The sequence below is a fragment of the Rhizobium sp. BK399 genome (genome assembly GCF_014194695.1).
In the GTDB taxonomy this organism is placed as follows: Bacteria; Pseudomonadota; Alphaproteobacteria; order Rhizobiales; family Rhizobiaceae; genus Rhizobium.
In genome coordinates this window covers 163,195-181,595 of record NZ_JACIAH010000003.1, presented here as the reverse complement: position 1 = coordinate 181,595, position 18,401 = coordinate 163,195, and the positions used below count along the sequence as shown (strand labels likewise).

The following is an 18,401-nucleotide window of genomic DNA, read 5'->3' as shown; positions in this document are numbered from 1 at the left end:
AGCCGCTACCGCCCCCAGACCACCGCTTCCTCATGCCGTTTGATGAGGTGGCGCAGGCTTTCGAAGCCTGAGCGGATATGTTGCACGAATTGGTCGACTGCTGGTGACCGCACCGAATCCGCACGCGTGAGGATTGCCAGCGCCCTCTCCGGATGCGGGATCGTCAACGGTAGGGCGGTGATGGATTTTTCCTTGCGCAATGCGAAGACGACGCTGTGTGGCATCACAGTGAGCGCGTCCGCCGCCTTGAGATAGTTGAGCACACTCATCAATGAACCGCCGGAATAGCGGACCTTGATCTCGGTTCCCCCAAAGGAAAGCAGCAGGGCTCTGAGATCGGCCAGGAGGGGGCTGCCGGGCGGCGGAGCGACCCAGGGATAATCGAGAAGCTGACTGGGTTGCAGGCGGCGCTTGAGCAAGAGGGGATGTGTGACGCGGCAGGCGATCACATTGCGCCCCGGCAGGATCTGTTGGAACTCCAGGCCGGATCCTTCGTCGAGAATGTCGATCGGGCAGATGGCAAGATCGATCTGGTCGGCCTTCAGTGCGGCACGGAGATCCGGAAAGTAGCCGTAGGTTTGATCGATCCGAACATCAGGGCGAGTAACCTGAAACTCGGCGCAGAGCCCGGCGATCAGCGCATCCATGAAGAAGGGCGTGCCTCCGACGCGCACGACGCCGCTTTTGCCGACGCGAAAGCTTTCCACGAGGTCGGACGCCTTGCGAGACGCCGCCAGCATTACCAGCCCTTGCTCCGACAGCGAGAGGCAAAGGGGTGTCGGCTGCAGCGGCCTGCGGCCTTTGATGAACAGTGGTTCGCCGAGACGCATTTCAAGCATCGACAGCGTGCGTGATACAGCCGGTTGCGCGAGCCCGAGAAGGGCTGCTCCCTCGGTCACGCCACCGGTCTTGACCACGGCGGCAAGCTGGATCAAGTGTCGTTCGTCTATCTTCATAACGATCCGTTATATTAAAGCTGAATCAAATCATCAATCGGCCGCTGCAGGACTGCTAGCTTATTCTCACCAACGATGCGGTTTTGGGAGAGACGCATGCCGACGGCAGCCGATGCGCTTATTTTCAGTGAGGCGACGTCTTCGGACGTGTTTGCCGAGCGCATGCCTTCGGGAAAAGGTGGCCAGCTGCCACGTCTCATGGCTGCGATCGTCAAGCACGCTCATGAACTGATCAAGGAATTCCGACCCACCCAGGACGAGTGGCGCAACGTCATCGCGTTTCTGACGGAAGTCGGGCATGCCTCCGATGAACGCCGTCAGGAATGGGTGCTGCTCGCCGATCTGATCGGAGCCTCCGCTCTCGTGGAGGAGATCAATTCGAGACGACCGAAGGGCGCCACGCCCAACACGATCCGAGGCCCGTTCTTTCGTAGCGATGTGCCGGAGCGCCCGCTGGGGAGTTCGATTTCGCTCGATGGGGTGGGAGAGCCGCTTTGCATCTCTGCCCGGATCGTCGATCTCGATGGACAGCCCGTTCCCTCGGTCGAACTTATTACCTGGCAGGCCAATGCCCAGGGTCTCTACGAGAACCAGCAGCCGGACCTGCAGCCTGAGCATAACCTGCGTGGCCTTTTCCGTGCCGATGCCAATGGATGCGTCAACTACCGGACGGTCATGCCGAAGGGGTACAGCGTTCCGGACGATGGCCCTGTCGGGCATTTGTTGGCGGCGGCGGGCTATCCCCTGCATCGGCCAGCGCACCTTCATTTTGTCGTGCGGGCGGCAGGGTTCGAGACGATCACCACGCATGTCTACGATCGCAATGATCCGCATCTCCATGAGGATGCGCTGTTTGGCGTCAAGCCTGAGCTCGTCCGCGACTTTCGCCCGGCCAACGGAGATGTGTCGCAGATGAAGCAGGTCGATTTCACCTTCGTGATGGTGCGCGCAAGACCGGAGAAAACACGATGAGCCTGTCATTCCACTATGCTGGCAGCCCGGCCCACATCGTCTTCGGCGAAGGCGCGAGCCAAGAGGTGGGAAGCTGGATCGAGAAGATTGGCTGCCGGAGGGCACTAGTCCTCTCCACGCCGCAACAGAAGGGCGATGCCGAGGCGCTGGCCGCAAGGATCGGGCCGCTGGCCGTCGGCGTGTTCAGCGGTGCGGTGATGCATACGCCTGTCGATGTAACCGAAACGGCCATGAGAGTGGTTGAGGAAATTTGCGCCGACTGCGTCGTGTCGCTCGGCGGCGGCTCGACGACAGGCCTGGGAAAGGCCATCGCCTACCGCACCGACCTGCCGCAGGTTGTCATTCCAACGACCTACGCAGGGTCAGAGGTCACCCCGATCCTTGGTCAGACCGAGGGCGGTCGCAAGACGACAGTGAAGGGGGCGAAGATCCTGCCTGAGGTGGTGATCTACGATGCCACGCTGACAACCGGCCTACCGGTCGGTATGTCGATGACCTCCGGTCTGAACGCCATGGCCCATGCCGTCGAAGCGCTGTACGCGCAGGACCGCAACCCGATCTCGACGCTCATGGCCGTCGAAGGCTTGCGTGCCTTCCGGTCAGCACTTCCGAAGATCGCGACGGTGCCAAACGATATCGAGGCACGCGCGGAGGGGCTCTATGGCGCCTGGCTTTGCGGCACGGTCCTCGGCACGGTCGGCATGGCGCTGCACCACAAGATTTGCCACACGCTTGGCGGCACCTTCGACACGCCGCATGCGGAAACGCATGCGATCATGCTGCCGCATACCGCGGGCTTCAATGGCGTTGCACTGCCGGAGCTTCTTCAGCCTGTCGCGGAGATTTTCGGCGGCTCGGTCGGTGGGGGGCTCTGGGATTTCGCAAAGTCGATCGGCGCGCCGCTGGCTCTCCGTGATCTCGGCCTGACCGAGGCCGATCTCGACAAGGCAAGCCAGATCGCTGTCGAGAATCCTTATTGGAATCCGCGACCGATTGATCGGTCGTCGATCCGCGCGCTGCTGCAGCAGGCCTGGGAGGGCCGCAGGCCGGAGAACTGACATTACACAAGGGGGAATGGGAGGAGAATGAAATGACAACCAGACGCGATTTCCTGAAACAGACGGCGGCCACCGGCGTACTCGCCGCCACGTCCGGGCTGGCCTTGCCTGCGCTTGCGCAGAAGAGCTCCATCAAGCTCGGCTACGTCAGCCTGCAAACGGGGCCGCTCGCCGCGTTCGGCGAGGCCGACAAGTTCGTCATCGAGAACTTTCTCGCGACGACAAAGAAGATGGGTCTCGACTATCAGGTTGTCGTCAAGGATAGCCAGTCCAATCCCAATCGCGCCGCCGAGGTGACCAAGGAGCTGATCGTCACCGACGAGGTGAACCTGGTGCTCGTTTCCTCGACGCCGGAGACGACCAATCCGGTGTCGACCACCTGTGAAGCGGAAGAAATGCCGTGCATTTCGACGGTGGCACCGTGGCAGCCATGGTTCATTGGCCAGCAGGCCAATCCCGGCGACCCGAATTCCTGGAAACCGTTCAACTTCGCCTATCACTTCTTCTGGGGACTCGAGGATATCATTGCCGTCTTCACCGGCATGTGGGGCCAGGTCGAGACCAACAAGAAGGTCGGTGGGCTCTTCCCCAACGATGGCGATGGCAATGCCTGGGGGGACAAGGTCGTCGGCTTCCCGCCGGTACTCGAAAAGCTTGGCTATACGCTGACCGATCCCGGCCGTTTCCAGAACCTTTCGGACGATTTTTCCGCGCAGATCAACGCCTTCAAGCAGGCGAACGCCGAGATCGTTACCGGCGTCGTCATCCCGCCAGACCTTACAACCTTCTGGAACCAGGCGAAGCAGCAGGGCTTCAAGCCGAAGGTCGCCTCGGTCGGCAAGGCACTGCTTTTCCCGCAAACAGTGGAATCGCTCGGCGATGCCGGCCACAATCTTTCGACCGAAGTGTGGTGGACGCCAAGCCATCCCTTCAAGTCGTCGTTGACGGGCGAGACCGCAGCGCAGGTCGCCGACGCCTTCACCAAGGCGACGGGCCGTCCCTGGACGCAGCCGATCGGCTTTGCCCACGCCCTGTTCGAGCTCGCGGTCGATGTCATGAAGCGCGCCGACGAACCCGGCGACGGCGAGGCGGTTGCCAAGGTCATCGGCGAAACGAAGCTCGATACGCTCGTTGGGCCGGTCGCCTGGGGCAACGACAAGCTGCCGCCGTTCGCCCAGAAGAACGTTGCGAAGACACCGCTCGTCGGAGGCCAGTGGCGACTGAAGCAGGGTGGCAAGGGTTATGATCTGATCATTGTCGAGAACGCTACCGCCCCGAACATTCCGACTGGCGGAAAGATGGAGCCGATCGCCTGAGCGCATCGGCGCTTGCGGATCGAGGGAGCCGTGGAGGCGGCTCCCTAATGGGAGAGAGATGGATGCCAATACTGGAACTGGAAGGTGTCTCGAAGAAGTTTGGCGCGTTGACGGTCGCCGAGCAGATTTCCTTTGCCGTGGAGGAAGGGGAGGCGCTTGGAATCATCGGCCCCAACGGCGCCGGAAAGTCGACCCTCTTCAACCTGATCACCGGGAATATTGCGGCAGACAAAGGGACAATCCGTTTCATAGGCTCCGACGTAACCAAGACCCCGCCGATGGCACGGTGCTTTGCGGGTATGGGCCGCACGTTCCAGATCCCGCAACCCTTCGATCAGCTGACCGTGTTCGAGAATCTGCTGGTGGCAGGGTCCTTCGGCGCGCAAAAACGGGAAGGGGAGGTCACGGATCGCTGCGCGGAAATCCTCATCGACACTGGCCTGATCGACAAGGCCAATGCCACGGCTGGAAGCCTGACGCTGCTGCAGCGTAAGCGGCTGGAACTCGCCCGCGCGATGGCAACCAATCCGAAACTCTTGCTGCTCGACGAGATCGCTGGCGGACTGACGGAGGGCGAATGCCGGGCGCTGGTCGCCACCATCCGTGGCCTGCATAACAAAGGCATTGCGGTGATCTGGATCGAGCATGTCCTGCATGCGCTGAACGCCGTGGTCGGACGCCTGCTCGTGTTGCATTTCGGCCGAGTGATCGGCATCGGAAAACCAGACGAGATCATGAATTCGATGGAAGTGCGTGAAATCTACCTAGGGATCGAGGTCTGATGGCTCTGCTTGAAACCCACGCCCTGACGGCTTCCTACGGCGATTTCCAGGCGCTGTTCGGCGTCGAAATCGGCCTTGATGAGGGCGAAACGCTGGCAATCATCGGCGCAAACGGCGCCGGCAAGACTACGCTCATGCGCTCGCTTTCCGGCGTCCTGAAGAACGAGCCGGACTCCATCCGTTATCGCGGAGAAGCGATCGGCGCCCTCGGAGCTCCCGACGTTATGGCACGCGGGATCGCCATGGTACCCGAAGGCCGGCGTTTGTTTCCGTCCTTGACCGTCGAGGAGAACCTGCTGGTCGGGACCTACGGCCGCAAGACCTCAGGTCCCTGGACGCTCGACAGCATTTATGCACTGTTCCCGATCCTCAAGGAGCGACGGCGCAGCCCCGCAACCGCGCTCTCCGGCGGCCAGCAGCAGATGGTGGCGATCGGCAGGGCATTGATGTCCAATCCGGATGTACTGCTTTGCGATGAGATCAGCCTCGGATTGGCGCCGGTCGTGGTGCGCGACATCTACGCCGCCTTTCCACGGATCCGCGAAACCGGCGCGGCCATCATCATCGTCGAGCAGGATATCGCCCAGGCGCTCAAGGTGTCCAATCGGGTCTATTGCATGATGGAGGGTCGCATCACGCTCTCCGGCAAGCCATGCGACCTCGATCAAGAGGCTATTCACAAGGCTTACTTCGGAGCGGATGGTCATGAACTGGCTTGATACGATAGCACAGGGCATCCTGCTCGGTGGGCTCTATGCGCTTTTTGCGGCGGGGCTCAGCCTCGTCTTCGGCATCATGCGGCTGGTCAATCTGGCTCATGGCGACCTGATTGTCTTCGCGGCCTTTCTGATCCTGCTGCTTGTTTCCCTGCTGGGGCTTCATCCTTTTGTTGCCGCGCTGGTTGCGGTGCCTCTCATGTTCGCGGCCGGTTGGGTGCTGCAATACCACCTGCTCAACCGCACGCTCGGAAAGGATATCCTGCCGCCGCTGCTGGTGACGTTCGGTCTTTCCATCGTGATCCAGAACGGCTTGTTGGAAGGATTTACGGCTGACAGCCGGCGGATTTCGGCCGGCACGCTCGAGACTGCCTCCGTTTCACTAGGGCCGATCAATGTCGGTGTCATGCCGCTGCTCACCTTTGGCTCGGCGGTCCTCGCCATCGTTGCGCTGAACCAACTGATCTACCGGACCTCCGTCGGCCGGGCCTTTCGTGCCACATCCGACGACGTCACCACGGCGGGCCTGATGGGCATCCGGCCGCAACGGATTTTCGCCATGGCGACCGGTCTTGCCATGGTGGTGGTGACGATTGCTGCACTCTTCCTGGGAACGCGCGCCAATTTTGATCCCACGTCCGGACCGGCGCGGCTGATCTACGCCTTCGAGGCCGTGATCATCGGTGGCTTGGGTTCCCTCTGGGGGACGCTCGCCGGCGGTATCATCCTTGGTGTCGCGCAGACGATCGGTGCTGCCGTCAATCCGGAATGGCAGATTCTCGCCGGGCATCTCGCCTTTCTTCTCGTCCTCCTCTTCAAGCCGCGCGGCCTCTTCCCGCGCGCAGTGGATTGAGCGTCATGGAACAGTTGCTCGCACCAACCTTCAAAGTCGAGACCCGCACCGGCGCCTCGGTGGCATTCGCGGTTATCGCCACAGTGGTCGTGATCCTCGCCTTTCTTGCGCCACTGCTGGTGTCGCGGGGCGCTGTCCAGGATCTGTTCTTCATCCTTACGATGCTCGTGTTGGCACAATGCTGGAATCTGCTTGCCGGATATGCTGGTCTGATTTCGGTCGGCCAGCAGCTCTTCGTCGGATGCGGCGCTTACGCGATGTTTGCGCTGGTCAGCCTGCTCGGGCTCGACCCGGTGGCGGCGGTCATCGTCGCCGGGTTCTTCGCGGCAATCGTTGCGGCACCGACGGCCTTCTTCACCTTTCGCCTCTACGGTCCCTATTTTGCCATTGGCACATGGGTCATCGCCGAGGTGGGGCGTCTGCTCTTTGCGCAATGGAAGGCGCTTGGCGGCGGCACCGGCACCTCGCTCCCCCGTGATGCGACGCGCGAGATGATCGGCATCGATTTGTTGAAATCCTTGTTCCGCATGAAGTCGGCGGAGGCCGGCGATGCGCTGACCTACTGGCTTGCGCTGGTGCTCGCGTTGCTGACGATTGGAGCCATCTACTGGCTGCTGCGCTCACGACATGGGCTGGGCCTTGCCGCAGTTCGCGACAATGAGCAAGCGGCCCGAGCCGTTGGCGTCGATGCCCGTCGGATGAAGACCATGGTTTACCTGACGGCGGCATTTCTGACCGGCTGCTGTGGAGCGCTGATCTATGTCCAGAAGCAGCGCATCTCCCCGGACGCCGCCTTCTCGGTGATCGACTGGACCGCCTACGTGATCTTTATCGTCGTCATCGGCGGCATCGGCACAGTCGAAGGCCCGATCGTCGGCGTCATCGTCTTTTTCCTGCTGCAAAACCTGCTTGCCGGCTATGGCTCCTGGTATCTCCTGATCCTCGGCCTGGTTGCGATCGTCACGATGCTGCTCGCCCCGCGCGGGTTGTGGGGGCTGTTCTCCGATCGCACCGGCATCCAGCTGTTTCCGGTTCGCCGCATCCTCAAAGGCGGACCTCTCGGACACAAGAAGATAGGAGGGCCAAATGGCTGATATCACAACGGACGTACTCATCATCGGAACGGGCCCGGCAGGCTCGGCAACCGCGGCGCTGCTGTCGACCTACGGCGTCGAGAACATGGTGATCAATCGCTATCGCTGGCTTGCGACCACGCCGCGCGCCCACATCACCAATCAGCGTACGATGGAGGTTCTGCGCGACCTCGGTCGGGACGTCGAGGATGAAGCCTACATGTTTGCCGCAGAGCAGGACCTGATGGGCGAGAACGTCTTCTGCACCTCGCTGACCGGTGAGGAAATCGGCCGCATGAAGAGCTGGGGTAAGCATCCGCTGTCTCGTGCCGAGCATCAGCTCTCTTCGCCGAGCCTGATGAACGATCTGCCGCAAACCTTCATGGAGCCGCTGCTCTTCAAGACCGCCTGCTCGCGCGGCACGCAGGCGCGCATGTCGTGCGAATATATCAGCCATGAGCAGGATGCCGATGGTGTCACGACCACCTGTCTTGATCGGCTGACCGGTAAGGAATTTACCGTCCGATCCAAGTTCCTGGTTGGCGCCGATGGCGGCAATTCGAAGGTGGCGGAACATGCGGGCCTTGCCTTCGAAGGCAAGATGGGCGTCGGCGGCTCGATGAACATATTGTTCGAGGCTGATCTGTCGCGCCATGTCGCGCATCGGCCCTCCGTGCTCTATTGGGTGCTGCAGCCGGGCGCTGATGTCGGCGGCATCGGCATGGGGCTCGTGCGCATGGTGCGGCCGTGGAACGAATGGCTGATTGTCTGGGGTTACGACATCAACCAGCCGGCGCCTGAGGTGACCGAGGATTTCGCCATCAAGGTTGTGCGCGAACTCGTCGGCGATCAGGAGCTTCAGCCAAAGATCAAGTCGGTGTCGACCTGGACCGTCAACAACATGTACGCGACGACGATGTCGAACGGACGCGTTTTCTGCATGGGCGACGCGACGCATCGCCACCCCCCGTCGAACGGGCTGGGCTCCAATACGTCAATTCAGGATGCCTTCAACCTCGCATGGAAGCTGTCGATGGTCCTGAAGGGACAGGCCGGGTCGGGACTGCTTGATAGCTACAATGCCGAACGTGCGCCTGTCGCCAAGCAGATCGTGACGCGGGCGAACAAGTCGATTGAAGAGTTCGGCCCAATCTTCAAGGCGCTTGGCCTATTGGACTCGGTCGATCCCGTTAAGATGCAAGAGAATATGGATGCGCGCTGCCAGGACACGCCAGACGCGGAAAAGCAGCGTAAGGCGATCCGCGATGCGATTGCCTACAAGGTCTATGAATTCGATGCGCATGGCGTCGAGATGAACCAGCGCTACAAGTCGGCCGGCATTGTAGCGGACGGCCGACCCGAACCCGCCTTTGCGAAGGATCCGGAGCTGCACTATCAGCCAACAACATGGCCCGGCGCTCGATTGCCGCACGCCTGGTTGTTCAATCAGAGCGGCGAGAAAGCTTCGACCCTCGATCTGGCCGGCCATGGCACCTTCACCATTCTGACCGGCATTGGCGGCGACGGCTGGGCTGCGGCCGCTAAGGCGCTCGCGAAGGAGTTCAACATCCGGATCACCACGCACGTCATCGGGCCGCGCCAGCAATGGCAGGACCTTGTTGGCGATTGGGCCAACGCGCGAGAGGTGCGAGATTCCGGCGCCATTCTGGTACGTCCCGACCACCACGTCGCCTGGCGCGCGGACGAGATGGTTTCCAATCCGGAAGCCGAATTGCGCCGCGTCCTGAAATCCATTCTTGATAAGTGAGAGCAACATGGAAGCGCATGAAAAGGGCTTCTTCACGGAAGAAGATTCGGTCGCCGTCGTGACCGGCCGCAACAAGAACGCCAAGGACGAACGCCTGAAACAGGTGATGGAGGTCATCACCCGAAAACTCCACGAAGCAGTGAAGGAGATCGAGCCGACGCAGGACGAGTGGATGCAAGCCATTCTCTTCCTCACGCGCACCGGGCAGATGTGCAACGAGTGGCGGCAGGAATTCATCCTGCTTTCCGACACGCTCGGGGTGTCGATGCTGGTCGATGCGATCAACAACCGCAAACCGTCGGGTGCCTCGGAAAGCACGGTACTCGGCCCGTTTCATGTTGCCGACGCACCGGAACTGCCGATGGGTGCGAACATCTGCCTCGACCAGAAGGGCGAGGACATGGTCATCGAAGGCAGGATACTGGATACCGATGGACGGCCGATCGCCAACGCGGTCCTTGATGTATGGCAGGCCAACGACGAGGGCTTCTACGATGTCCAGCAGAAGGGCATTCAGCCGGATTTCAATCTGCGCGGCGTGTTCCGGACCGGGCCGGACGGGCACTATTGGTTCCGGGCGGTGAAGCCAAAATACTATCCGATCCCCTACGATGGTCCGGTGGGGCAGATGCTGAAGGCGCTAGGGCGCCACCCCAATCGACCCGCGCATCTGCACTACATCATCAAGGCAGACGGCTTCGAAACACTGATCACGCACATCTTCGATCCCGACGATCCCTACATCGACTCCGATGCGGTGTTTGGCGTTAAGGAAAGCCTGCTCGCCGAATTTCGCCGAACAACCGATGCCGAACGCTCGAAACAGTATCAGTTTGCCGGCGACTTCTGGGAGGTGAAGCACGACTTCGTGCTTGCTCGGGCGAAGCGATGAGGTGATCAGCCAGACGACTGTGCGGCGACGTTAACCGATCATCAACGCTGCCGCACGAGTCCGGTACCTTTTGTCTGTAGATGGCGTGTGGGTCGCCCCGACGCGATTGCGCTGCGCCACAGTCCGTCTATCTTGGCGCGGAGCGTTCCAGTGTAGCGCAACCGGGTAGGGATCATGAAAGCCGCGTTCCGTGTAACCTTGTTGACTTTCGCAGCCTTGCTACCGGTTGTGGCAGGTGCCGCGGACGGCTGGAATCCCGATGGCAGGGGTACGAGCACTTGGCACGTGGAGCCATCAGAGGGCACCTGTAACGTCAGTCAAGCGACCAACAGGGCCCGACGCGCCGGCATCTACCGCACGGATCTCGTCTATCGCGACGAGAATGTTCTGACGCTGCGAGGGCTGACAGGGTGGGGTGATCGCCGCGAGATCACTTTCGCCAATGTGCGCGGGTGCCCCGAGGTCGGATTTCAAGATCTTCAGCAGAGTCAGCCGGCGCGTTGACTGAGAGGGCCTACCGGTGCGGGCAAACGTCAAGCTGCAAGATTTTGCGGTGGTCGAAGGAGGAGGCCAAACGAACCCGCCGCCGGTATCCGACAGCGGGTCTCGCTTTTCAAGACTTTGCAGCTCGCTGTTTTCGATACTGCGCGGTCGGCAGTCCACCCCAGCCCCAATTGTCGAGATCGACTTCCTCGATGACTACATAGGTCGATTCAAGAGGCTTGTTGAGGACGTCGAGCAATACCTGGCTGACGCCCTTGATGATCGCGGCCTTTTCCTCGGCGGTGACCGAAGTGCGGTCGGGCGTCGTTCCTTCGCGGGTCACTTGTACGGTAACAATGGGCATTGCAGTCTCCTTTCTGGAGGTTGAACTTGAGGGTGGCTATGCTGCGAGCAGGGCGCCGATCTCCTGCTCCAATGTGTCGACATGGGCATATCCGTTGCCAATCCGGTGCAGTTTGCCTTGGTCAGAAAGAAACAAAGTCGGAAAACTCGATACTCCCATAGATCGTGCCCTGACGAAATCGGAAGCAGTAGCATCGATCGTGCTCTTGGCTTGCCACACCGTGAGGAACTCGTCCTGTGTGATGGGATAACCGGCAGCGCTCAGAGCCTCGGCACCGACTTGCGCGAGGACCGCACCATCGGTCGTATCGAGGGCATCGACGTAGAATGCGCGCTGGATGGCGCGGAAGACCGGCAATAGATCGGCTTCCGGCTTGAGAATACGCGCCGCCACGACCGCCCGGCAAACGGGCTCGGTGTCATAGACGAAGCCCTGACGGGCCATCAATCCGTCCCGATTGAACGGCAGGCCGCTCGCCTGTTCCACCCTTGCCCAGTGTTCCAAGCGAAAACGCTTGCCGGCATCATCAAGCACGTCGGTCGCACCGGCGCGCAAGCCTCCGACGACGATCTCAAGCGACATGTCGGGATGACGCTCCTGCAGGGCCGTCATTTCCTTTCCGAAGCCGTAGCACCAAGAGCACATTGGATCGGCGACCAACACCAGTTTCATTTTTCACCTATTGAGCTTTGTCTCGACGGCGACTGCGGCCGTCCGGGCTCGCAGTCGCGGGATAAAATTGGTCCGGTCGAGCCGGGCCGCCCGGTCTACCAGCGACCGGCGTTCTGGCCGCCATCGACGTGGAGGATCTCGCCAGTAACGAAGCTCGCACCCTCGAGATAAAGGACGGCATCGACGATATCGCGAATCTCGCCCATCCGGCCTACCGGATGCAGCGTGGAGAGTGCTGCATGCGTTTCCTGCGGATGCATCGGCGTCTTGATGATGCCCGGCGAGACTGCGTTAACGCGAACGCCGCTCTTTGCGTATTCGATAGCCAGCGACTGGGTAACGGCGTTCAACCCTCCCTTCGTCAGAGAGGCGAGGGCGGCCGGGACCCCTGCGATAGGCTGGTTCACTAGGCTCGTCGTGATGCTGACGATATGACCGGAGCCCTGCTTCAGCATTTCGGTCGCCGCGCGCTGCGTGATGTGGAAGAAACCGGCGACGTTGACGCCCATGTTGTGGTTGTAGTCGTCTTCGGTGAATTCAGTGAACGGCTTGGCAAGAAAGACACCGGCATTGTTCACCAATGTGTCGATGCGACCGAAACGCTCGCGTGCTTCGCGGACGACGCGTTCGGCAGTTTCCGGTTTGCTGATATCCCCGGGTACGGCGATGATGCCGGTGTCGGAGCTAGGCTCGACCGAGCGTGAGGTGGCGACGACGCGGTAGTTGCGGTCGCGGTAGGCTCGAACCAATGCTGCGCCGATGCCTTGTGATGCGCCGGTGATAATGGCGACCTTCTGTTCCGTGCTCATGATGGGATCCTTTCAAGTGCAGCGGCCTTTCAGTTGCTGGCCGCCCTACGCCCTCGGCGTTGGTGCATTTGATTTAGATCCATCCGATCATTGAGAGAATTGACGTTGATTGATCAACAATCAACCGTATTTCGGCACAATCAGGCGAGCATACCAGCCGCTGTTGCCATGCGCGCGAACTCGGAACGCAGCCGCGGCGTTGCGAAGTCCACAAAGGCGCGGACCTTGGGCACGGACATGCGGCCTTGTGGTGCGAGCAGATGCACAGGCAAGGGCGGGTGTTCCGCGTCCGCGAGCACGATCTTCAGCTGACCGTCGCGCACGTAGGATGCGACATGGTAGGAATAGAGTCTCGTCAGGCCGCCGCCTGCAGCCGCCGATGCCGCGGCAGCGCGAACGCTGTTGAAGATACAGCGCGGCGTGAAATGCACGACCCTGGGGATGGTGGTCCCCTTCGCCGGTATGAAACTCCAGGAATCCAGCCCGAAGTTGCTGAACGCGATGATCTGATGTTTTGCCACGTCGCCCGGCTCGTCGATGCGCGGATGAGCTGCCAGATAGCGGGGGGAGGCGACCACGACGCGTCGCACATCGCCACCGAGACGGGTGGAGACGTGCGAAGAGTCCGACAGGTGGCCGATACGCACCGCGAGGTCGACGCCCTCATCGACCAGGTTGACGAAGCGATCCAGCATGAGAAAGCGGACAGAGACGGTCGGGTGAAGGTTGAGGAAGTCGTCCAGTATAGGGCGCAGGACCTCTTCGCCGAGGATCGGTGGTGCGGAGATGGTCAGAGTTCCGCGCGGAGCCGCGCGCTCGCCGCCCGCCAGCATGTCGGCTTCTTCAAGATCGACCAGTACGCGCCGGCAGGCTGCTGCATAGCGTTGGCCCGCCTCGCTCAGCTTCAGCGTTCGAGTGGTCCGATGCAGCAACTCGACACCAACATGCGCCTCCAAAAAGCTTAGCGCCCGGCTGACCGCTGTTGGCGATCGCTTCAGATTGCGGGCGGCGCCGGCGAGGCTGCCCTCGTCAATTGCCGTCACAAACACCTTCATTGCGTCGATGCGATCCATTGTGCCGCCTCGCGGAATAGTGATTGCCCGGCGGCGAGTATTCACCCGAAATTGGACGGAAGTAAATATCGGGGATGAAACCAGGAAAGCCTGAGCCAGTGCGCTATCTGTGGATGGGCCCGGCGGTGGTTCGAAGGATCGGGTTTTCAGGGGGCAAAGCCTTGCAACGCGCCATGCTCACGTTCGGGCAAAGTGAGATGCCAGCCACGTCTTATGGTTGCTCAACAAAGGGAAACTGACGATGAAGATCCTGATGGTTTTGACTTCGCATGATAAGCTCGGAAACACCGGCAAGCCGACCGGCTTCTGGCTGGAGGAATTTGCCGCACCCTACTACGTGTTCAAGGATGCCGGCGCCGAGGTAACCCTTGCATCTCCGAAAGGCGGGCAGCCTCCCATCGATCCGAAGAGTGACGAACCAGCCAATCAGACAGAGGCGATGGCGCGCTTCAAGGGCGATCCAGCGGCGCAAAGGGCGCTTGCAAACACGGTGCGGCTCAGCGGGGTCAAGACAGATGGTTTCGATACAGTCTTCTATCCCGGCGGACACGGCCCGATGTGGGATCTCGCCAATGACGAGGACTCGATTGCCCTTATCGAAAGCTTCTACACTGCAGGCAAGCCGATCGCCTTGGTCTGCCACGCACCCGGGGTTCTGAAAAAGGTAACCTACCAGGGGCAGCCGTTGGTCAAGGGCAAGCGTGTCACCGGTTTTGCAAACAGCGAGGAAGAGGCTGTCCATCTCACCGAAGTCGTGCCCTTTCTCGTCGAAGATGAATTGAAGCGTCTGGGCGGGCATTACGAGAAGGCCGCCGATTGGGTCGATTTTACGATTGTCGATGGGCGGCTGATCACGGGGCAGAACCCGGCTTCATCAGGCTCGGCCGCGAAGAAACTGCTGAAGCTCCTGAACTCCTGAACCGCCCGGCCGCTTGCATTCTGATACAAATCGGGCGGAAAGCGACACAACGGAGATACTTCGGGCTGGTCCCTTGCAGCCACCATCAACGACCAATGCGTAAGCATCGGTCAACTGCAGGGGATGACTATGCTGCTGTTCCTTATTGCCTACCTTGCAGGGGCCCTGACGATCGTCAGCCCCTGCATCCTTCCGGTCCTACCCTTCGTTCTGTCGCGGGCAGGCCAGCCCTTTGCGAGAAGCATCCTGCCGATGCTGGTCGGCATGATCGTGACTTTCGCGGGCGTGGCAACGCTTGCTGCCGTCGGCGGCAGCTGGGCGGTGCACGCCAACGAAATCGGTCGATATGCCGCCATCGCGCTGATCGCCGGCTTCGGCGTGACGCTGCTCTCGCCGCGCATCGCGGCAGTCGTGACGCGGCCAGCCGTCGCCCTTGGCAGCCGCCTGTCGCAGCAGGCGAGCGGCAAGGGTGGCGTCAGCACCTCCTTCCTTCTCGGCGTTGCAACGGGCCTTCTCTGGGCGCCCTGCGCCGGCCCGATCCTTGGACTGGTCCTGACCGGTGCCGCCCTCCAGGGGGCGAACGTTCAGACAACGCTCTTGCTGACCGCTTACGCGGCAGGTGCCGCGACCTCGCTGGCGATGGCTGTTCTTGCCGGGGAGAAGGTGTTTGCGGCGATGAAGCGATCGCTCGGCGTTGGCGAGCGTCTGCGCCAGGGTCTTGGTATAGCCGTGCTGGCCGGCGTTACCGCCATTGCCCTTGGGCTTGATACCGGACTGCTGTCGCGTCTCTCCTATGCCAGCAGTGCCGGCATCGAACAGTCGCTGCTGGACAAACTGCATGGTTCGAGCGGTGTTGCAGAGCCGGGCGGCAATGCCATGCAACTTGCCGCGAACGATGCGCGGAAGGGATACCAGAGCGATTTGCCCGTCCTCGGACGCCTGCAGTCGCTCGACGGTGCCGTAGAATGGTTGAATTCCAAGCCGCTCACCGCGGAAGAATTGCGCGGCAAGGTCGTTCTCGTCGACTTCTGGACCTACTCCTGCATCAACTGCATTCGGACAATCCCCTACGTTCGGGCCTGGGCGGAGAAGTATCGGGACCAGGGACTGGTCGTGATCGGGGTCCATTCGCCCGAGTTCGCCTTCGAGAAGCGGATCGACAATGTCCGTCAGGCAATCGACAAGTTCCAGATCGGCTACCCTGTCGCGATCGACAACAACTTCAAGATCTGGAGGTCGTTCGCCAACAACTACTGGCCGGCCCACTACTTCATCGACGCGAAGGGCCAGATCAGGCACACCCAGTTCGGTGAAGGAGACTACGAGCAGTCCGAACGGGTCATCCAGGATCTGCTGGCCGAAGCAGCAGGTAGCAAGAAGGCAGATGCGGCCACCGTCGCGCCTGACGCCAAGGGTGCCGAGGCGGCGCCCGACCTTGCCCGACTGCAGTCGGGAGAATCCTACATCGGCTATCTCCGAGCTGCCAACTTCATCTCGCCGGAAGGAGTCAAGGCAGATGCCGCTCGCGACTACACCGTCGGTGAGCCGGGCCTCAACGAATGGGGGCTTACCGGAAAGTGGACCGTCGGCGGAGAGCAGGCCTCACTCGATCAGGCTGGCGGCGGCATCACATATCGGTTCAGTGCCCGAGATCTCCATCTGGTCCTCGGACCCGGGGCGGACGGCAAGAAGGTCCGCTTTCAGGTGAAGGTCGATGGGGCCGCACCGGGAGCCGATCATGGCTCGGATATCGATGCAGACGGCAATGGCACGGTTTCCGAAACGCGGCTCTACCAGCTGGTGCGCCAGTCGGGAGAGGTGCGGGAGCGGACGTTCGAGATCCATTTCCTCGATCCCGGTGTCGAAGCCTTCGTATTCACCTTCGGATGAAAGGATAAGATCATGAAACATCGAGAAAAAACTCGTTCGTCGTTGCTTGGCTCCATCGGAAAGCTAGGCATTGTGACCCTTGCCGTGATCGGAGGCGGCGGTCTTGTGCTCAAGCTAAGTGGCGGAGCGGCAGCGGAAGAGGCCAGGCGCGTTCCTCCGGTCCTCCACGATGTCGCCGCGACCCCAGCTACACAATCGCTGGTCCTTGCCGGCGGGTGCTTCTGGGGTGTCCAAGGCGCTTTCCAACATGTCGCCGGGGTTGTCAGCGCGACGGCAGGCTACGCAGGCGGGAGTGCCGCGACAGCCACCTACGAGATGACCGAGACCGGGCAGACCGGTCATGCGGAAGCAGTGGAGATCGTCTTCAATCCGCAGCAGGTCAGCTACGGTCAGTTGCTGCAGATCTTCTTCTCCGTGGTTCACGATCCGACACAGGTCGACCAGCAAGGTCCCGACGCCGGAAAGCAGTACCGCTCGGCAATCTTTCCGCTGAACGACGAACAGGAGAAGGTCGCCTCCGACTACATCGCTCAGCTCCGCGGCGAGGGTGCTTTTGTTCGCCCGATCGCGACCTCGATCGAGGTCGGGAAGACGTTCTATCGTGCCGAGGCCTATCATCAGGACTATGTCTACAACAATCCCAACCAGCCCTATGTGTACGTCTATGAGCAGCCAAAGATTGAGGCGCTGAAGCGGCTTTTCCCGGAAGAGTATCGGGAGCGTCCCGTTCTTGCCGCAGAACAGGCGGGCTGATTTTGCCGCGGCAATGTCGCGGGATATTTCTCCCGCGACATTGCGGCCTGGACCGGCCGCGACCAGGCCGCACCTACACAACGATACAGTTCTTCGGGGATTCGAACACATGCGGGATACGCGCGGTCGTCACGCTCGAGTTCTCGCCGGAAGATCAGAATTTTCCGGGAGTTGGCCCAGATGGGTCAAGCAATTGAGGAGAAAGCAATGCGCCTTCTAGTCACTTCCTTCGCCATGCTTGCGCTGGCAGCCGTACCATGCGCCTGGGACAGCGCTCCAGGCGAGCCGCCTCCGATTGCAGCGCTCTTCTCGCTACTGTCGCCTTCAGCCGATGCGGGCGCAAAGCAATTCGCGCAGAGCGCGGATACTGTCTTGGCCAAGGCGACGCCCGAAAGCTTGAACGACCGAGGAGATCGGCAATGAAATTGTTCGAGGACAAGATCTCGTCGGCGGCGTCGCGCGTCAGGATCGCGCTGGCGGTGAAGGGGCTCGACGTTGAGCGCGAGACAATCGGCATCCTTGGTGCCGATGCCGTCAATCGGAAGCCCGAATATCTGCAGGTCAATCCGCAGGGACTCGTTCCCGCCCTGCTGACCGACGAGGGCGTGCTGCTGACACAGTCCCTGGCAATCATCGAATATCTGGACGAACGCTACCCAGAGCCACCGCTGCTGCCGGGCAGGCTTGAGGATCGCGCCTTTGCGCGGGCCGTCGCCTTGGCGATCGCCGCCGACATCCATCCACTTCTTCCGCCCCGGGTGACCGCGCACTTGAGTGCGATTGGCGTTGGGTCGGCGGATGTCGCGGACTGGAGCCGCCACTGGATCGGCGTCGGCTTGACGGCGGTCGAAGAACTTCTTCGGCGGAGACCAACCGGCAAATACGCGGTTGGCGATATTCCAACGGTGGCCGATATCTGCCTGTTCCCGCAAGCCGTGAACGCTGAGAGGAACAGCCTCTCCCTCGATCAATGGCCGCGCATAGCGACTATTGTCGCCAGCCTTCGCGAGATCCCGGCCTTTGTCGACAACGGCCCCGTGCCGCGAACATGA

The 18,401-nt window shown here is 61.2% G+C and carries 20 protein-coding genes; 15 read left to right on the top strand and 5 right to left on the bottom strand.

The features are described from left to right. Nucleotides 1–5: 5 nt before the first annotated feature. Nucleotides 6–956, bottom strand: coding sequence for a LysR family transcriptional regulator (locus tag FHT97_RS09755; protein ID WP_183861692.1), 951 nt, complete (start codon nt 954–956; stop codon nt 6–8). 96 nt (nt 957–1,052) lie between these two features. On the opposite strand from FHT97_RS09755, the gene FHT97_RS09750 reads away from it, so the two are divergent. The 10 genes from FHT97_RS09750 (at nt 1,053) to FHT97_RS09705 (ending at nt 10,890) form a co-directional block, all read left to right on the top strand. After that, nucleotides 1,053–1,928 (top strand): dioxygenase, encoded by an 876-nt coding sequence (locus tag FHT97_RS09750; RefSeq protein ID WP_183861690.1) that lies wholly within the window; start codon nt 1,053–1,055, stop codon nt 1,926–1,928. Then, nucleotides 1,925–2,986: a maleylacetate reductase gene (locus FHT97_RS09745; RefSeq protein WP_183861688.1), complete on the top strand. Its 1,062-nt coding sequence runs from the start codon at nt 1,925–1,927 to the stop codon at nt 2,984–2,986. The genes FHT97_RS09750 and FHT97_RS09745 overlap by 4 nt, the downstream gene beginning before the upstream one ends. Nucleotides 2,987–3,018: 32 nt before the next feature. After that, entirely contained in the window at nt 3,019–4,302 is a 1,284-nt protein-coding gene (locus FHT97_RS09740; RefSeq protein WP_183861686.1) for an ABC transporter substrate-binding protein, read from the top strand. Nucleotides 4,303–4,364: 62 nt separating this feature from the next. Then, a complete protein-coding gene (locus tag FHT97_RS09735; RefSeq protein ID WP_183861683.1) occupies nt 4,365–5,084 on the top strand; it encodes an ABC transporter ATP-binding protein in 720 nt (239 codons plus the stop codon). After that, a complete protein-coding gene (locus tag FHT97_RS09730) occupies nt 5,084–5,803 on the top strand; it encodes an ABC transporter ATP-binding protein (protein ID WP_183861681.1) in 720 nt (239 codons plus the stop codon). The genes FHT97_RS09735 and FHT97_RS09730 overlap by 1 nt, the downstream gene beginning before the upstream one ends. After that, complete coding sequence (locus FHT97_RS09725; protein WP_183861680.1) at nt 5,790–6,653, top strand: branched-chain amino acid ABC transporter permease; 864 nt, start codon at nt 5,790–5,792, stop codon at nt 6,651–6,653. The genes FHT97_RS09730 and FHT97_RS09725 overlap by 14 nt, the downstream gene beginning before the upstream one ends. Before the next feature lie 5 nt (nt 6,654–6,658). Further along, nucleotides 6,659–7,747, top strand: a complete 1,089-nt coding sequence (locus FHT97_RS09720; RefSeq protein WP_183861678.1) for a branched-chain amino acid ABC transporter permease — start codon at nt 6,659–6,661, stop codon at nt 7,745–7,747. Continuing rightward, entirely contained in the window at nt 7,740–9,494 is a 1,755-nt protein-coding gene (locus FHT97_RS09715; RefSeq protein WP_183861676.1) for an FAD-dependent monooxygenase, read from the top strand. The genes FHT97_RS09720 and FHT97_RS09715 overlap by 8 nt, the downstream gene beginning before the upstream one ends. A 7-nt stretch (nt 9,495–9,501) precedes the next feature. Beyond that, nucleotides 9,502–10,386, top strand: a complete 885-nt coding sequence (locus FHT97_RS09710; RefSeq protein ID WP_114713614.1) for an intradiol ring-cleavage dioxygenase — start codon at nt 9,502–9,504, stop codon at nt 10,384–10,386. Nucleotides 10,387–10,560: 174 nt separating this feature from the next. Further along, nucleotides 10,561–10,890 carry a hypothetical protein gene (locus FHT97_RS09705; RefSeq protein ID WP_183861673.1) on the top strand — a complete coding sequence of 110 codons (330 nt, stop codon included), beginning with the start codon at nt 10,561–10,563 and terminating at the stop codon, nt 10,888–10,890. A 109-nt stretch (nt 10,891–10,999) separates the two neighbouring features. On the opposite strand, the gene FHT97_RS09700 is transcribed toward FHT97_RS09705, so the two are convergent. From FHT97_RS09700 to FHT97_RS09685, 4 genes are all read right to left on the bottom strand, one after another. After that, complete coding sequence (locus FHT97_RS09700) at nt 11,000–11,233, bottom strand: 4-oxalocrotonate tautomerase family protein (protein WP_183755517.1); 234 nt, start codon at nt 11,231–11,233, stop codon at nt 11,000–11,002. 36 nt (nt 11,234–11,269) lie between these two features. Next, nucleotides 11,270–11,905: a DsbA family protein gene (locus FHT97_RS09695; RefSeq protein WP_183861671.1), complete on the bottom strand. Its 636-nt coding sequence runs from the start codon at nt 11,903–11,905 to the stop codon at nt 11,270–11,272. A 95-nt stretch (nt 11,906–12,000) separates the two neighbouring features. Continuing rightward, the gene (locus FHT97_RS09690; protein WP_183861669.1) at nt 12,001–12,714 is read right to left on the bottom strand and encodes an SDR family oxidoreductase; all 714 of its coding nucleotides are present in this window, start codon (nt 12,712–12,714) and stop codon (nt 12,001–12,003) included. Between the two features lie 140 nt (nt 12,715–12,854). Beyond that, a complete protein-coding gene (locus FHT97_RS09685; protein ID WP_183755519.1) occupies nt 12,855–13,787 on the bottom strand; it encodes a LysR family transcriptional regulator in 933 nt (310 codons plus the stop codon). Nucleotides 13,788–14,028: 241 nt separating this feature from the next. On the opposite strand from FHT97_RS09685, the gene FHT97_RS09680 reads away from it, so the two are divergent. The 5 genes from FHT97_RS09680 to maiA all read left to right on the top strand — a co-directional run bounded on the left by FHT97_RS09680 (nt 14,029) and on the right by maiA (nt 18,401). Next, entirely contained in the window at nt 14,029–14,706 is a 678-nt protein-coding gene (locus tag FHT97_RS09680) for a type 1 glutamine amidotransferase domain-containing protein (RefSeq protein WP_183861667.1), read from the top strand. A 129-nt stretch (nt 14,707–14,835) separates the two neighbouring features. Continuing rightward, nucleotides 14,836–16,596, top strand: coding sequence for a cytochrome c biogenesis protein DipZ (locus FHT97_RS09675; protein WP_183861665.1), 1,761 nt, complete (start codon nt 14,836–14,838; stop codon nt 16,594–16,596). A 12-nt stretch (nt 16,597–16,608) separates the two neighbouring features. Beyond that, nucleotides 16,609–17,349 carry a peptide-methionine (S)-S-oxide reductase MsrA gene (gene msrA / locus FHT97_RS09670; protein ID WP_183861663.1) on the top strand — a complete coding sequence of 247 codons (741 nt, stop codon included), beginning with the start codon at nt 16,609–16,611 and terminating at the stop codon, nt 17,347–17,349. Nucleotides 17,350–17,556: 207 nt separating this feature from the next. Next, the gene (locus tag FHT97_RS09665; protein WP_183861661.1) at nt 17,557–17,772 is read left to right on the top strand and encodes a hypothetical protein; all 216 of its coding nucleotides are present in this window, start codon (nt 17,557–17,559) and stop codon (nt 17,770–17,772) included. Further along, nucleotides 17,769–18,401 (top strand): maleylacetoacetate isomerase, encoded by a 633-nt coding sequence (gene maiA / locus FHT97_RS09660; protein ID WP_183861659.1) that lies wholly within the window; start codon nt 17,769–17,771, stop codon nt 18,399–18,401. Before FHT97_RS09665 ends, maiA begins: the two co-directional genes overlap by 4 nt.

Bases quoted from the DNA above. Each gene is read 5' to 3' on its own strand.
- FHT97_RS09745 (WP_183861688.1), top strand. From the start codon at position 1,925: ATGAGCCTGTCATTCCACTATGCTGGCAGCCCGGCCCACATCGTCTTC.
- msrA (WP_183861663.1), top strand. From the start codon at position 16,609: ATGAAACATCGAGAAAAAACTCGTTCGTCGTTGCTTGGCTCCATCGGA.
- FHT97_RS09680 (WP_183861667.1), top strand. From the start codon at position 14,029: ATGAAGATCCTGATGGTTTTGACTTCGCATGATAAGCTCGGAAACACC.
- FHT97_RS09690 (WP_183861669.1), bottom strand. From the start codon at position 12,714: ATGAGCACGGAACAGAAGGTCGCCATTATCACCGGCGCATCACAAGGC.
- FHT97_RS09710 (WP_114713614.1), top strand. From the start codon at position 9,502: ATGGAAGCGCATGAAAAGGGCTTCTTCACGGAAGAAGATTCGGTCGCC.
- FHT97_RS09705 (WP_183861673.1), top strand. From the start codon at position 10,561: ATGAAAGCCGCGTTCCGTGTAACCTTGTTGACTTTCGCAGCCTTGCTA.
- FHT97_RS09675 (WP_183861665.1), top strand. From the start codon at position 14,836: ATGCTGCTGTTCCTTATTGCCTACCTTGCAGGGGCCCTGACGATCGTC.
- FHT97_RS09755 (WP_183861692.1), bottom strand. From the start codon at position 956: ATGAAGATAGACGAACGACACTTGATCCAGCTTGCCGCCGTGGTCAAG.
- maiA (WP_183861659.1), top strand. From the start codon at position 17,769: ATGAAATTGTTCGAGGACAAGATCTCGTCGGCGGCGTCGCGCGTCAGG.
- FHT97_RS09685 (WP_183755519.1), bottom strand. From the start codon at position 13,787: ATGGATCGCATCGACGCAATGAAGGTGTTTGTGACGGCAATTGACGAG.
- FHT97_RS09730 (WP_183861681.1), top strand. From the start codon at position 5,084: ATGGCTCTGCTTGAAACCCACGCCCTGACGGCTTCCTACGGCGATTTC.
- FHT97_RS09725 (WP_183861680.1), top strand. From the start codon at position 5,790: ATGAACTGGCTTGATACGATAGCACAGGGCATCCTGCTCGGTGGGCTC.
- FHT97_RS09665 (WP_183861661.1), top strand. From the start codon at position 17,557: ATGCGCCTTCTAGTCACTTCCTTCGCCATGCTTGCGCTGGCAGCCGTA.
- FHT97_RS09735 (WP_183861683.1), top strand. From the start codon at position 4,365: ATGCCAATACTGGAACTGGAAGGTGTCTCGAAGAAGTTTGGCGCGTTG.
- FHT97_RS09740 (WP_183861686.1), top strand. From the start codon at position 3,019: ATGACAACCAGACGCGATTTCCTGAAACAGACGGCGGCCACCGGCGTA.
- FHT97_RS09695 (WP_183861671.1), bottom strand. From the start codon at position 11,905: ATGAAACTGGTGTTGGTCGCCGATCCAATGTGCTCTTGGTGCTACGGC.
- FHT97_RS09720 (WP_183861678.1), top strand. From the start codon at position 6,659: ATGGAACAGTTGCTCGCACCAACCTTCAAAGTCGAGACCCGCACCGGC.
- FHT97_RS09715 (WP_183861676.1), top strand. From the start codon at position 7,740: ATGGCTGATATCACAACGGACGTACTCATCATCGGAACGGGCCCGGCA.
- FHT97_RS09750 (WP_183861690.1), top strand. From the start codon at position 1,053: ATGCCGACGGCAGCCGATGCGCTTATTTTCAGTGAGGCGACGTCTTCG.
- FHT97_RS09700 (WP_183755517.1), bottom strand. From the start codon at position 11,233: ATGCCCATTGTTACCGTACAAGTGACCCGCGAAGGAACGACGCCCGAC.